Genomic DNA, 12,502 nt, shown 5'->3' with positions numbered 1-12,502 from the left:
CCCGCCCGGGGCAGGGCTCGGCCCCTGGGGGATCGCCCGCCCGAGGCGGGGCTCAGCCCTGCGGGATCGCCAGCTCGAACCAGACCACCTTGCCGCCCGAGAGCCGTGTCGCGCCCCACCGCCGGGCCAGCCGGTTCACCAGGAACAGACCGCGCCCACCCTCGTCCGTCTCCCGCGCCCGCCGCTGCCGGGGCAGCTGCGGCGAGTCGTCGCCGACCTCGCAGCGCAGCACGTCCGTGCGCAGCAGCCGCAGCGTCACGGGGCGCTCCGCGTACCGCACCGCGTTCGTCACGACCTCGCTGATCAGCAGCTCCACCGAGTCCGTCAGCTCCTCCAGGTCCCAGCGGGCGAGCGCCCGCCGGGCCAGGCGCCGCGCCCGGCCCGGGGCCGCGTCCTCCGGTTCCAGGAACCAGTACGCCACGTCGCTCGGCGCGATCCCGTCGAACCGGGCCGCGAGCAGCGCGATGTCGTCGTCCCGGTCACCCGGGCCCAGCATGTCCAGGACGTCGTCGCAGAGCGCCTCCAGCGGCGGCGAGTGGTCCGGGCCGGTCAGCTGCGCCGTCGCCGCGAGCCGCTCCCGCAGCTGCTCGATGCCGGTCCACACGTCCCGCAGCCGGGACTCCACCAGGCCGTCCGTGTAGAGGAGCAGCGTGGCGCCGGCCGGGGCGTCGAGCTCGACCGCCTCGAAGTCCACCCCGCCGACGCCGATCGGCGCGCCGGGCGGCACCCGCAGCACCTCCGCGCGCCCGCCGAGGTGGAGCAGTATCGGCGGCGGATGGCCCGCGTTCGCGACGGTGATCCGGTGCGAGACCGGGTCGTACACCGCGTACATGCAGGTCGCCATGCGGTTCTCACCCAGCCGCTGGGCCTGTTCGTCCAGGTGGTGCAGGACCTCCTGCGGCGGCAGGTCGAGGCCGGCCAGGGTCTGCGCGGTGGTCCGCAGCTGGCCCATGATCGCCGCCGAGGTCATGGAGTGGCCCATGACGTCGCCGACGACCAGCGCCACCCGGCTGCCGGGCAGCGGGATCGCGTCGTACCAGTCACCGCCCACCCGGGCCGTCTCGGCGGCCGGCAGATAGCGCGAGGCGAGGCGCACACCGGTCGGCTGGGGCAGCGAGTCCGGCAGCATCGTCCGCTGGAGCTCGTCCGCGATGTACGCCTCCCGGCCGTACAGCACCGCCTTGTCGATGCCCAGCGCCGTGTGGGTGGCCAACTGCGCGGCGACCAGCAGGTCGTTCGGCTCGAAGACGGCACGCTCGGGGCGGCGCAGGAAGACGGCGGCGCCGATCACCCGGCGCCGGCCGCGCAGCGGCGCGAGCACCGCCCGTGGCCCGGCGGGCAGCGGACGGTCGGAGCCGAGCAGTTCGGCGAGCGCGGCCCGGGCGGCGTCGGAGTCGCCGAAGACCGGCCGCACCCCGCGCAGCACCTCGGCCAGGGCGCTGCCGTTCGCCACCTCGCACAGTTCCGCCGCAGGCGTCGGGTCGGGGTCGGGGACGAGGACGAGTTCCTCGCCCTCCAGGTCCGTTAAGCGGAGCCGGTCGGTACGGCGCAGCCGCAGCACGAACGGGGCCACCGGGCGCTCGTCGCCGACCGGCAGCGGGTCGCGCAGATACACCAGGATCTCGTCGGAGAAGGTCGGCACCGTGGCCCGGCACAGACCGAGCACGATCTCGTCCAGGTCGAGCCCGCGCGCGATGCGCCGGGTCGCCGCCCCGACGAACCGCAGCCGGTCGCCCTCCCGCCGCCCGGCCTCCCCGCCGAGCTCGGGACTGCGCGGGGACACGGACATGGCCACCGCGCCGGGCGGCACGGCCGGCGGCGAGCCGTCCACCGCCGGAGGGCGCGGCTGACCCCCTGCCGGGCGCGCGTCGGCCGCGGCGGGGGCCGCCGGGCCGCCCGGCGCCGGCACGGGAGGCGCTCCCGCGTCGGCCGGATGCGGCGAACCGGCGACCGCACCGGCGCGCGCCGCGCCGTCGCCCGGCTGGGCCGGCAGGCCCGGCGCCGCGGCCTCGCCGGACCGGGCCGGCTGCGCGGGCGGCTCGGCGGGCAGGGCGGCGGCCGCGGCCTCCGGGCGGGGGCGCGCACGTTCCTGCGACCGGGCAGTCGGCGGCTGCCTGCCTTCGTGGGAGGTGGGATGCTCCGTCACGCGTGGGATTCCGTCCGTCCGGGCCGGTGGTGCGATGCACTCGCTCTTGTCGCCGATGCCGCACCGCGGACGGGGCTAAACCCCTCGTACGCAGCGGATGCGGACACTCCGCGCGTGTCGGCGACGGCAGGGGTCGGAACACCCGGGCACACGTCCGGCACTGTTCTCCCCCTCATGGGCGACTGGTGGTCAGGTCCTGCGCTGTGCTCGGCCGCCGGCGGTCCGCCGGGCCCGTCCCGGCAGGGCTGCCGGGACCGTACCCGCCTTACCGCCCGGGCGGCCTGACGTGCTGTCGGATCGGTCTGACGTGCTGTTCGTTCGGTCTCGGCCTTGCGGAGGACGATCCTACGTTTGAACCCCGGGGGCGCATCAAGGGTCTCACGGTGCCGTGTGCGCCGGAGTGCGGTCCCAGTCCGCCGGCAGCTCGGGAACCGGCCATTCCGGATCCGGCCGCCAGTGCTCCCAGCCGTCGGCGAACGGCGCGCCCCAGGCCTGGATCCGCTCGACCGCCCGCCGCCCCGCCTCCCGTACCCGCCCGGCCTGTGCCGGGGTCATCAGGCCGGCCCGCTGGGCCTGGGCGAACTCGTCCTCGTCCCGCCACAGCCAGCTGCGGTCGGGATAGACGGAGATGTCGAGGAAGTGGTCCTCGGAGTCGACGCCGCCGGACCAGCGGGTCCGGGGCTCCTCCAGGTTCACGTACCAGCTGCGGAAGCGCCAGCCGCGCTCCCAGAACAGCCAGACCGACCACGGATCCCCGGGCCTTGCCAGCTTCAGCACCCCGCTGCCGAACCAGTGCGCGCGCTCCGTGGTGCGCGGGGCGGTGTAGCGGGTGGCGAGCGGCTCCTCGTGCACGGGCGTGCCGTCGGCGAGCACGGGCCGTACGCACTCGGTGCCCGGCGCCATCCACACCGCGAGCAGCTCCGGGGTGTCCTGGACGACGGTCACGGGACGGCAGATGTGCACGTCGCCGGTGCCGTTGCCGCGGTAGCGCCAGAGAATGTGCTCCCCCGGCGCCCAGTGCTGAGGGCCGTCCGATCCTGTCATGCGCAGATCTTAGGGCGTGTCCCGCCGGAAGCGCCGGGCCCGGCACGACCGGCGGGACACGCCCTGGCGCACTCCCGCCACCTCCGCGGTACGGGTCAGGGGCGGGTCATGCGCAGGACGTCCAGCGCCTCGTCGAGCTGCTCCACCGTGAGGTCGCCCCGCTCGACGTAGCCCGACTCCAGCACCACCTCGCGGATGGTCTTCCGCTCGGCGAGGGACTTCTTGGCGACCTTGGCGGCCTCCTCGTAGCCGATGTACTTGTTCAGCGGGGTCACCACGGACGGGGAGGACTCGGCGTACTCACGCGCCCGCTCCACGTTGGCGGTGATGCCGTCGACCGTGCGGTCGGCGAGCAGCCGGGAGGCGTTGGCGAGCAGCCGCACCGACTCCAGGAGGTTCTTCGCCATGACCGGGAGCATCACGTTGAGCTCGAAGTTCCCGGCGGCGCCCGCCACCGCGACCGTGGTGTCGTTTCCGGTCACCTGCGCGGCGACCATCAGGACCGCCTCCGGGATGACCGGGTTGACCTTGCCCGGCATGATCGAGGAGCCCGGCTGGAGGTCGGGCAGGTTGATCTCGGCGAGGCCGGTACGCGGGCCGCTGGCCATCCACCGCAGATCGTTGGCGATCTTGGTGAGCGAGACCGCGATGGTCCTGAGCTGCCCGGAGGTCTCCACCAGCCCGTCGCGGGCGCCCTGCGCCTCGAAGTGGTCGCGGGCCTCGGTCAGCGGAAGCCCGGTCGCCCGCGCCACCTCCGCGATGACGGCCGCGGAGAAACCGGCCGGGGTGTTGATGCCGGTGCCCACCGCCGTACCGCCGAGGGGCAGTTCGGCGAGCCGGGGGAGCGCGGCGCGCAGCCGCTCGATCCCGTACCTGACCTGGGCCGCGTAACCACCGAACTCCTGGCCGAGGGTGACGGGCGTGGCGTCCATGAGGTGCGTACGGCCGGACTTCACCACCGTCGCGAATTCGGCCGATTTTCGCTCCAGGGAATCGGCCAGGTGTTCCAGGGCCGGAATCAGGTCCCGGGTCACGGCGGCGGTGGCCGCGATGTGGATGGAGGAGGGGAAGACGTCGTTGGACGACTGCGAGGCGTTCACGTGGTCGTTGGGGTGGACCTCGCGCCCCTCGGGCAACCGCTCGGTGGCGAGCGTGGCGATCACCTCGTTGGTGTTCATGTTGGACGAGGTGCCGGAACCGGTCTGGAACACGTCGACGGGGAAGTGCTCGTCCCAGCGCCCCTCCGCGACCTCCCCGGCCGCCTCGGCGATCGCCTCCGCCCGGTCCTTGTCGATCACACCGAGCTCGGCGTTGACCCTGGCCGCGGCGGCCTTGATCCGGGCCAGGGCCTCGATGTGGGCGCGCTCCAGGCGCTGGCCCGAGACCGGGAAGTTCTCCACCGCCCGCTGGGTCTGCGCCCGCCACTTGGCGTGCGCGGGCACGCGGACCTCGCCCATGGAGTCGTGCTCGATCCGGTATCCGTCAGTGTCGTTCATGTCCTCAACCTCCTGGACCGTGCTCGTCGGGCGGCCGCCGGGTCCCCCCGAACCCCCCGGAAAAGATGAGCACTTGTCTTGTTCGATGTATTCCCCTCGTGCGTACCCGCCAGTAAAAACCGTGGGTAACCCCACTTCCAGGAGGCGCAATGACGCGCACCAGGTTCAGACTCCGCCGGCCCATCGCGGCCGCCGTCGCCGCCGCGGCCGCCGCCACCCTCGCCGCGACGACCGCCACACCCGCCGGAGCCGCCGGAACGGCGCCCACCGCGACGGCCGGCCAGGTCTCGCGGACCGCCGTACCCCTCCCACCCGAACTGGAGGCGATCCGCGCCGCCGAGGCCACCCGTATCTACGGAAGCCCCGAGGAGCGCCCCCTCGACCAGCGCAGGACCGGCCTGATCTCCCTCGGTGACAGCGAGATCTCCGGCGAGGGCGTCGGCACCTACGAGCCCCCGACCAACGGCCCCGCCAACTGGTGCCACCGTTCCCCGGACGCCGCCATCCACCGCACCGGCATCCCCGCGGACCTCACCTTCAACGTGTCCTGCTCCGGCGCCTCCAGCGTCAACATCAGGATCGGCGGCTCGAAGCAGTACGCCGACGAACTCGTCCAGAGCGACAACCTCGCCGTCAAGGCCCGCAACACCCGCCTCAAGATGATCGTGCTCGTCTCCGGCGCCAACGACGACCTGCAGTTCGGCCCCGTGATGACCGACTGCGTCCAGCGCTTCGTCCTCAGCCAGGGCCCCTGCGCACCGAAGTACGCCCCCGGCTGGCAGTCCCGGGTCGACGCCCTCGTCCCCAAGACCGAGCAGGTCGTCCGTGACCTGCGCACCGTCATGCGCGACGCCGGGTACGCCGACGGCGACTACAAACTCGTCGTCATGGGCTACCCGAGCCCCATCGGCCCCGACTTCCACGACAACCCCGGCTTCCCCGGCAAGCTGGCCTGCGGCGGCATGGGCTACGACTCCGACACCGTCTGGGGCCGCGACAGCGCCGTCCCCGCCTTCGAGCGCGGCATGCGGAAGGTCGCCGCGAACACCGGCGCCGTCTACCTCGACAACTCGCGCCTCTTCCACGGCCACGAGGTCTGCATGGAGGACACCTGGGCCCGCGGCCTCTACGTCGACCTCTCCAAGCCCGGCGGCCTGGACGAGAACTCCGTACGGCAGTCCTTCCACCCCAACGGGAACGGCCACACGGCCTTCGCCTCCTGCCTGACCCAGCTGTACGCCTCCGGGCTGCGCGAGGCGAGCTGCGCCGACGTCAACTCCTCCGGCCGGCCCGCCCTCTTCCCCTTCGCCTGGGACGACGTCTACAAGCCGCTGAAGAACCAGGCCACCGGCGACTGCCTCGACACCGACTCCGCGAAGAGCGCCAACGGCACGCGGGTGCTCGGCTGGGACTGCCACGGCGGCCGCAACCAGGGCTGGTGGTACGACCCGGCCCGCCGGACGCTCCACACCGAGCTCACCCAGGACCGCTGCCTGGACGTGCCGGACTCCGCCTACCGGGCGGGCACGGCCGCGATCCTCTGGAACTGCCACGGCGGCGCCAACCAGGCGTTCGTCCGCGACGGCGCCACCCTGCGTCCCGCCGCCGCGACCCACCTCTGCCTCACCCAGAGCGCGCCGAAGGAGCCCGTCCGGCTCCAGCCCTGCGACGGCTCGGCGAACCAGCGGTTCGCCTGACCGACGGGAACACCGTGGCCTCCGGCGCCCGAGCGGCGGGGGCCACGGCGGGCGCCGGGGACCACGGGTCCCGGATCAGAGGGCCTTGACCGTGGTGCGGGCCAGTTCGTAGGCGGGCAGCATCGCCCGGTGCTCGTCGGTGTCGAGCCCGCCGAGGTGGACGATGACCGTGCCCCGCCGGGTCGCCACGGCGAAGGCCCGCTCCTCCTTGACCTCACCGAGCGCTTCGTCGTGCGCGGTGTACGTGACCTCGGTGGCGGGCAGCGCGCCCGCCACCGTCTCCCGGTAGGTGACGCGCGAGGTCTTCCTCTCCGCCTTCACGAACCCCTCGAGGGCGGTACGCGCCGGGCCCGTGCCCCCGGCCGTCCAGATCCGCAGGAAGCCGAGGTGCCCGGCCGGCTTGGCGTCCACCTCGCAGCGGGCGAACGCCGGCCCCCGGCGGGTCAGCGCCGCGAACTCCGGGTTCTCGGCGTCCTCGATCGCCTCCGGCTCCCAGTCCGCGGCGAGCGCGAAGGAGACGGGCAGCGCGCAGGCCGTGCCGGGTCCGCCCAGCGTCGCCGCGGCGGTCACCCCGGCGGACGCGGTCGCCGGGGCGGGGGCCGGGGCCGTGGAGGCCTGCGGGGCCGTGGTACCGGCCCCGCAGCCGGTCAGCAGCCCCGCCGTGAGCAGGACGGCCGGCACGGCGGCGGCCCGTGTCGAACATGGTCTCTCTGGCATGGCGCCATCATCCCCGACCGGCGGGGCCCACCCGCGCGGGGCGGGGACGGCTTCCGCCCCCGCCCTCCGGGCGTCAGGAGAGCTTGCCGTAGTCCGGCAGCTTGAAGGTGCGCTCGGCGTGGCCGCCGACCAGGTCGGTGGTGTTGTTGCCGATGTTGGCGATGATCGTGTAGCCCTTCGCCTCGATCTCCGCGCGCTTCTCCGTCTTGTACGCGCTCACCTCGCCGAACAGGTCGGGCAGCGAGCGTACGTACAGACCGTCGACCGGGTAGCCGACCTGCCGCAGGTTCCAGTCCGTGAGGGAGTGGATGATGCCGGGCCGGGCCGTCACGAAGAAGATGCCGACGCCGCGCGCGTGCGCGTCCCGGACCAGGGTGCGGACCTCGGGGATGGCGGGGGTGGGCAGCTCCCAGAACGGGTGGAAGTCGGTCTCCAGGGAGCTGTTGTCGATGTCGAGGACGATCGCCTGCTTCTCGCGGCCGGCGTCCTTGGCGCGCTCCTCGATGTACGGGCGGGCCTCGGCCACGACGGCCGCCACGTCCCGGCGCCAGGTCCCGTAGTCGACGTCCGCGGCGGCGGCGGTCGAGGCGAGGCGGGTGTCGGGGGCGGCGGCCGCGGCGCCCGGCGCGGGGCCGACGACGAGGAACGCGGTCAGGGCGAGCGTGGCGGTGGCACCGGTGGTCCTGGCGGAGGGCAGGACGGAGTTCAGGGCGGAGGGCATGGGGGGCTCCCGAGAGGTCGACCGACTCAGTGGTTGACATGCTCGCGACCCATACTGACCAGTAGACGACGGGAGGGCTACCAGTCGGTAGCGACTTTCTGAGCGCGAACCGACGCCACGCCGGTGCGGCGACCGGGGACCGCCCGCGACGCGGAAGCCCCCCGGCCCGGAAGGCCGAGGGGCTGTGACGGCGGGGGAACTGACGCCGCGTTACGACAGCTGGGATCCCTGGCGCACCGGGATGTGCGTGAAGGTGGGCTCCGGGGCCGGGTTCTGGAAGAAGTCGTTCCCCTTGTCGTCCACCACGATGAACGCCGGGAAGTCCTCGACCTCGATCTTCCAGACCGCCTCCATGCCGAGCTCCTCGTACTCGACGACCTCGACCTTCTTGATGCAGTCCTGCGCGAGGCGCGCCGCCGGGCCGCCGATCGAGCCCAGGTAGAAGCCGCCGTGCGTACCGCAGGCGTCGGTGACCTGCTGGGAGCGGTTGCCCTTGGCCAGCATGATCTTCGAGCCGCCCGCCGCCTGGAACTGCTCCACGTAGCTGTCCATGCGGCCGGCCGTCGTCGGGCCGAAGGAACCGGAGGCGTACCCCTCCGGCGTCTTCGCCGGACCCGCGTAGTACACCGGGTGGTCCTTCAGGTACTGCGGCATCTCCTCGCCCGCGTCCAGGCGCTCCTTGATCTTGGCGTGCGCGATGTCGCGCGCCACGACCAGCGGGCCGGTGAGCGAGAGCCGCGTCTTGACCGGGTACTTCGTCAGCTCGGCCAGGATGTCGTCCATCGGCTGGTTGAGGTCGATCTTCACGACCTCGCCCTCGTCCAGGTGCGCGTCCTCGGTGTCCGGCAGGAAGCGCGCCGGGTCCGTCTCCAGCTGCTCCAGGAAGACGCCCTCGGCGGTGATCTTCGCGACGGCCTGGCGGTCTGCGGAGCAGGAGACGGCGAGGGCGACGGGCAGCGAGGCGCCGTGGCGGGGGAGCCGGACCACGCGGACGTCGTGGCAGAAGTACTTGCCGCCGAACTGCGCGCCGATGCCGATCTTCTGCGTCAGCTCGAAGACCTTCTCCTCCAGCTCCTTGTCGCGGAAACCGTGGCCGGTCGCGGCGTCACCCTCGGTGGGCAGCTCGTCCAGGTAGTGGGCGGAGGCGTACTTCGCGGTCTTCAGCGCGAACTCGGCGGAGGTGCCGCCGACGACGATCGCCAGGTGGTACGGCGGACAGGCGGCCGTGCCGAGCGAACGGATCTTCTCCTCCAGGAACTTCATCATGGAGGCCTCGTTCAGGACCGCCTTGGTCTCCTGGTAGAGGAAGGACTTGTTGGCCGAGCCGCCGCCCTTGGCCATGAAGAGGAACTTGTACGCCCCGCCGTCGGTGGCGTACAGCTCGATCTGCGCGGGCAGGTTCGAGCCGGTGTTCTTCTCCTCCCACATGGTCACCGGGGCCATCTGCGAGTAGCGCAGGTTGAGCTTGGTGTACGCGTCGTAGATGCCCTGCGAGAGGGCCTTCTCGTCCTCGCCTCGGGTCAGCACGTTCTGGCCGCGCTTGCCCATGACGATCGCGGTGCCGGTGTCCTGGCACATGGGCAGGACGCCCGCGGCGGCGATGTTGGCGTTCTTCAGCAGGTCGAGCGCGACGAACTTGTCGTTGCTCGACGCCTCCGGGTCGTCGATGATCCGCCGCAGCTGCGCCAGGTGCGCGGGGCGCAGGAAGTGCTGGATGTCGTGGATCGCCTCGGCGGCCAGCTTGCGCAGCGCCTCGGGCTCGACCTTGAGGAACGTACGGCCGTCGGCCTCGAAGGTGGAGACACCTTCGGAGGTCACCAGGCGGTAGGGCGTGGTGTCCTCTCCCAGCGGGAGCAGATCGGAGTACGCGAACGCAGGGCCGTTGGGGCGGGAAACAGGGGACATGACGGCGGCCATTCCTCACTCGGCGGACAGCGCGCCGTCTCCGGTGGCGGCGCGCCCTCCAGCGTAGAACGCCGGCGGGACGCCGATCCTGTGAGGTAAGGCTCACTAGACGGCGGGACCGCGCCGGAACGGAGTATTCGGGCGGCCGGACGGCCGGGAGGCGAGGTCGGGTGGTCGGTGGGGGAGGGGCGTGCGGGGGCCGTCGGTGGCCGGAGGGGCGGGGCGCGCCGGGGCGGGTCCGCCCCACCGTGCTCCAACACGCCCGTGCGGGTGGCCGGTTCCCGGCGGCGCGCCGGGATCTCCGGCCCCGCCCCCTGGTCGCGATCTATCGCGTTTCGCTAGGCTGACTCCGTGGACCTCGAAAAGCAGCCCGACCCCGAGAAGCAGCCCCGGCCTCCGGCGGCGGCCCCCGCCGAGCCCGCCGTCGCGGACCCGCGCGGCGCCCTGCGCGCCTCGGACGCCGACCGGGACCGGATCGCGGACATCCTCCGGGAGGCCCTGGCGGAGGGTCGGCTCGACCCGGAGGAGCACGCGGAACGGATCGACGCGGTCTACCGCGCCAAGACCGTCGGCGAGCTGGAGCCGATCGTCCGGGACCTCCCGGCCGACGCCCGTGCCCGCCGCGCGCCCGACCCGGCCTACACCTACGACGTGCCGGACGGCGCCGACGGCGCCTCGGACAGCCTCGTCGCGGTCTTCTCCAGCACCACCCGCAAGGGCCGCTGGCGGGTCAGCCGCAGGACCAACGCCTTCGCCCTCTTCGGCAACATCGAGATCGACCTCACCGAGGCGATCTTCGCCCAGCGGCTCACCACCATCAACGCCACCTCGATCTTCGGGAACGTGGAGATCCGGGTCCCGGAGAACATCAGCCTGCGCGGCAACGGCAGCGGGGTCTTCGGCAACTTCGAGGTCGTCACGCTGGAGGGCGTCGACCCGCAGGCCCCGATGGTCGTCGTCAACGGCTACTCGGTCTTCGGGAACGTGGAGGCCCGCCCCAAGCGCGGCAAGTGGATCACCGACCTCCAGGGCAAGCTGCGCAAGCACCTCGGCCACTGAGGAGGGGGGCGAGCCCCCCGCCCGCCCGGCCGTCTCCCCGGGGCGGCCGGCCCTGAAGTGACCGGAATTCGCCGTCGGCCATCCGCAGTGCGGAACGGAGCCGTACGCAGTGCATAGGTGCACGCACAGCGGGTAAGGCTGCTCCATCGCCGCTCGCTCGCGAAGCCGTCGTCAGGAGTAGACCGTGCTGCAACTGCCGCATCAGCCCCTCCAGGTCGCCGCCGTACCCCCTCAGCGCGCTCCCGCCCGTGAGGACGAGGGCGGTCCCTGGCACACGGAGGCGGTGTGCCGCCGGGACGAGGCCGGGCTGTTCTTCGCTCCCTCCAAGGAGCCGACGGCCGCCCGACTCGCCCGCGAGGAAGCCGCCAAGCAGGTCTGCGCACGCTGTCCCGTGATGGTCGACTGCCGGGAGCACGCCCTGCTGCAGCCCGAGCCGTACGGGGTGTGGGGCGGCCTCACCGCGGCCGAGCGCCGCGTCGTGCTCGCCCGCCGGCGGCGGCGCGAGGTGGAGCTGCGCAAGGCGGCGGCCACCGACGGCAGGATCGCCCAGGCCGGCTGACGCGGCCGCCGCACCCGGCGCCGGTACGGGAAGGGGCGCCCCCACCGCACATGGGGGCGCCCCTTTTCGTACCGCTGCGTCAGGTCTAGTTCGCGCGGTCGAAGTCGATCTTGCTGTAGGCGCGGAGCTTCGACAGGCGGTGCGTCGAGTCGATCTGCCGGATCGTGCCCGACTTCGAGCGCATGACGAGCGACTGCGTGGTCGCCGTCTCGGCGCGGTAGCGCACGCCGCGCAGCAGCTCGCCGTCGGTGATGCCGGTCGCCACGAAGAAGACGTTCTCGCCGCTGACCAGGTCGTTGGTGGAGAGCACCCGGTCCAGGTCGTGGCCCGCGTCGAGGGCCTTCTGCCGCTCGGCGTCGTCCTTCGGCCAGAGCTTGCCCTGGATCACGCCGCCGAGGCACTTGATGGCGCAGGCGGAGATGATGCCCTCGGGCGTGCCGCCGATGCCCATGAGCATGTCGACGCCGGTGCCCTCGCGGACGGCCATGATCGAGCCGGCGACGTCGCCGTCCGAGATGAACTTGATCCGGGCACCGGTCTCGCGGATCTCCCGGACGATGCCCTCGTGACGCGGCCGGTCCAGGATGACGACCGTGATGTCCTCGGGGGAGGAGTTCTTGGCCTTGGCGACCCGGCGGATGTTCACGGACACGGGCGCGTCGATGTCGACGTAGTCGGCGGCCTCGGGGCCGGTGACCAGCTTGTCCATGTAGAAGACGGCGGACGGGTCGAACATGGTGCCGCGGTCCGCGGCGGCCAGCACGGCGATCGCGTTCGGCATGCCCTTGGCGTTCAGGGTGGTGCCGTCGATCGGGTCGACCGCGATGTCGACCTCGGCGCCGGTGCCGTCGCCGACCCGCTCGCCGTTGAACAGCATCGGGGCTTCGTCCTTCTCGCCCTCGCCGATGACGACGACGCCGTTCATCGAGACGGTCGAGATCAGGGTCCGCATGGCGTTGACCGCCGCGCCGTCCGCGCCGATCTTGTCGCCGCGGCCGACCCAGCGGCCGGCTGCCATGGCGGCGGCCTCGGTCACGCGGACCAGCTCGAGGGCGAGGTTGCGGTCCGGGGCCTCGGGAGAGACCTCCAGCTCGGGCGGGAGGTGGTGCTCGGTCATCGGGGCGCACCTTTCTGTACGGCGACGGCCGGGGAAAAGAG

General features: G+C 72.8%; 10 protein-coding genes. 3 read left to right on the top strand and 7 right to left on the bottom strand.

Annotated elements, in window-relative coordinates; translation table 11 throughout:
* Positions 1 to 52: 52 nt before the first annotated feature.
* From ACFY60_RS02860 to ACFY60_RS02850, 3 genes are all read right to left on the bottom strand, one after another.
* Positions 53 to 2,146, bottom strand: coding sequence for a SpoIIE family protein phosphatase (locus tag ACFY60_RS02860; RefSeq protein WP_388607314.1), 2,094 nt, complete (start codon positions 2,144 to 2,146; stop codon positions 53 to 55).
* A 378-nt stretch (positions 2,147 to 2,524) separates the two neighbouring features.
* Positions 2,525 to 3,190 (bottom strand): DUF402 domain-containing protein, encoded by a 666-nt coding sequence (locus ACFY60_RS02855; RefSeq protein ID WP_388607316.1) that lies wholly within the window; start codon positions 3,188 to 3,190, stop codon positions 2,525 to 2,527.
* Between the two features lie 95 nt (positions 3,191 to 3,285).
* The gene (locus ACFY60_RS02850; protein ID WP_388607317.1) at positions 3,286 to 4,686 is read right to left on the bottom strand and encodes a class II fumarate hydratase; all 1,401 of its coding nucleotides are present in this window, start codon (positions 4,684 to 4,686) and stop codon (positions 3,286 to 3,288) included.
* 149 nt (positions 4,687 to 4,835) lie between these two features.
* Here ACFY60_RS02850 and ACFY60_RS02845 point away from each other — a divergent pair, with 149 nt between their 5' ends.
* Positions 4,836 to 6,383, top strand: a complete 1,548-nt coding sequence (locus ACFY60_RS02845; protein ID WP_388607319.1) for a ricin-type beta-trefoil lectin domain protein — start codon at positions 4,836 to 4,838, stop codon at positions 6,381 to 6,383.
* 75 nt (positions 6,384 to 6,458) lie between these two features.
* Here the strand turns inward: ACFY60_RS02845 and ACFY60_RS02840 are convergent, their stop codons facing one another.
* From ACFY60_RS02840 to ACFY60_RS02830, 3 genes are all read right to left on the bottom strand, one after another.
* Positions 6,459 to 7,100 carry a lipoprotein gene (locus ACFY60_RS02840; protein ID WP_388607321.1) on the bottom strand — a complete coding sequence of 214 codons (642 nt, stop codon included), beginning with the start codon at positions 7,098 to 7,100 and terminating at the stop codon, positions 6,459 to 6,461.
* 73 nt (positions 7,101 to 7,173) lie between these two features.
* Entirely contained in the window at positions 7,174 to 7,821 is a 648-nt protein-coding gene (locus ACFY60_RS02835; RefSeq protein ID WP_388607323.1) for an HAD family acid phosphatase, read from the bottom strand.
* Between the two features lie 210 nt (positions 7,822 to 8,031).
* Entirely contained in the window at positions 8,032 to 9,726 is a 1,695-nt protein-coding gene (locus ACFY60_RS02830; RefSeq protein ID WP_388607324.1) for a fumarate hydratase, read from the bottom strand.
* 351 nt (positions 9,727 to 10,077) lie between these two features.
* Here ACFY60_RS02830 and ACFY60_RS02825 point away from each other — a divergent pair, with 351 nt between their 5' ends.
* Both ACFY60_RS02825 and ACFY60_RS02820 read left to right on the top strand, forming a co-directional pair.
* Positions 10,078 to 10,785 carry a DUF1707 domain-containing protein gene (locus ACFY60_RS02825; RefSeq protein WP_388607326.1) on the top strand — a complete coding sequence of 236 codons (708 nt, stop codon included), beginning with the start codon at positions 10,078 to 10,080 and terminating at the stop codon, positions 10,783 to 10,785.
* Between the two features lie 184 nt (positions 10,786 to 10,969).
* Positions 10,970 to 11,344: a WhiB family transcriptional regulator gene (locus ACFY60_RS02820; RefSeq protein WP_388607328.1), complete on the top strand. Its 375-nt coding sequence runs from the start codon at positions 10,970 to 10,972 to the stop codon at positions 11,342 to 11,344.
* Between the two features lie 85 nt (positions 11,345 to 11,429).
* On the opposite strand, the gene glpX is transcribed toward ACFY60_RS02820, so the two are convergent.
* A complete protein-coding gene (glpX, locus tag ACFY60_RS02815; protein WP_345284916.1) occupies positions 11,430 to 12,461 on the bottom strand; it encodes a class II fructose-bisphosphatase in 1,032 nt (343 codons plus the stop codon).
* Positions 12,462 to 12,502: the final 41 nt, after the last annotated feature.

The sequence above is a fragment of the Streptomyces sp. NPDC012827 genome, assembly GCF_042900905.1.
Classification (GTDB): Bacteria; Actinomycetota; Actinomycetes; order Streptomycetales; family Streptomycetaceae; genus Streptomyces; species Streptomyces gulbargensis.
This window is presented reverse-complemented; position numbering and strand designations above follow the sequence as displayed.

Coding starts and splice junctions, on each gene's coding strand:
- ACFY60_RS02855 (WP_388607316.1), bottom strand. CDS start 3,190: ATGACAGGATCGGACGGCCCTCAGCACTGGGCGCCGGGGGAGCACATT.
- ACFY60_RS02850 (WP_388607317.1), bottom strand. CDS start 4,686: ATGAACGACACTGACGGATACCGGATCGAGCACGACTCCATGGGCGAG.
- ACFY60_RS02845 (WP_388607319.1), top strand. CDS start 4,836: ATGACGCGCACCAGGTTCAGACTCCGCCGGCCCATCGCGGCCGCCGTC.
- ACFY60_RS02840 (WP_388607321.1), bottom strand. CDS start 7,100: ATGCCAGAGAGACCATGTTCGACACGGGCCGCCGCCGTGCCGGCCGTC.
- ACFY60_RS02835 (WP_388607323.1), bottom strand. CDS start 7,821: ATGCCCTCCGCCCTGAACTCCGTCCTGCCCTCCGCCAGGACCACCGGT.
- ACFY60_RS02830 (WP_388607324.1), bottom strand. CDS start 9,726: ATGTCCCCTGTTTCCCGCCCCAACGGCCCTGCGTTCGCGTACTCCGAT.
- glpX (WP_345284916.1), bottom strand. CDS start 12,461: ATGACCGAGCACCACCTCCCGCCCGAGCTGGAGGTCTCTCCCGAGGCC.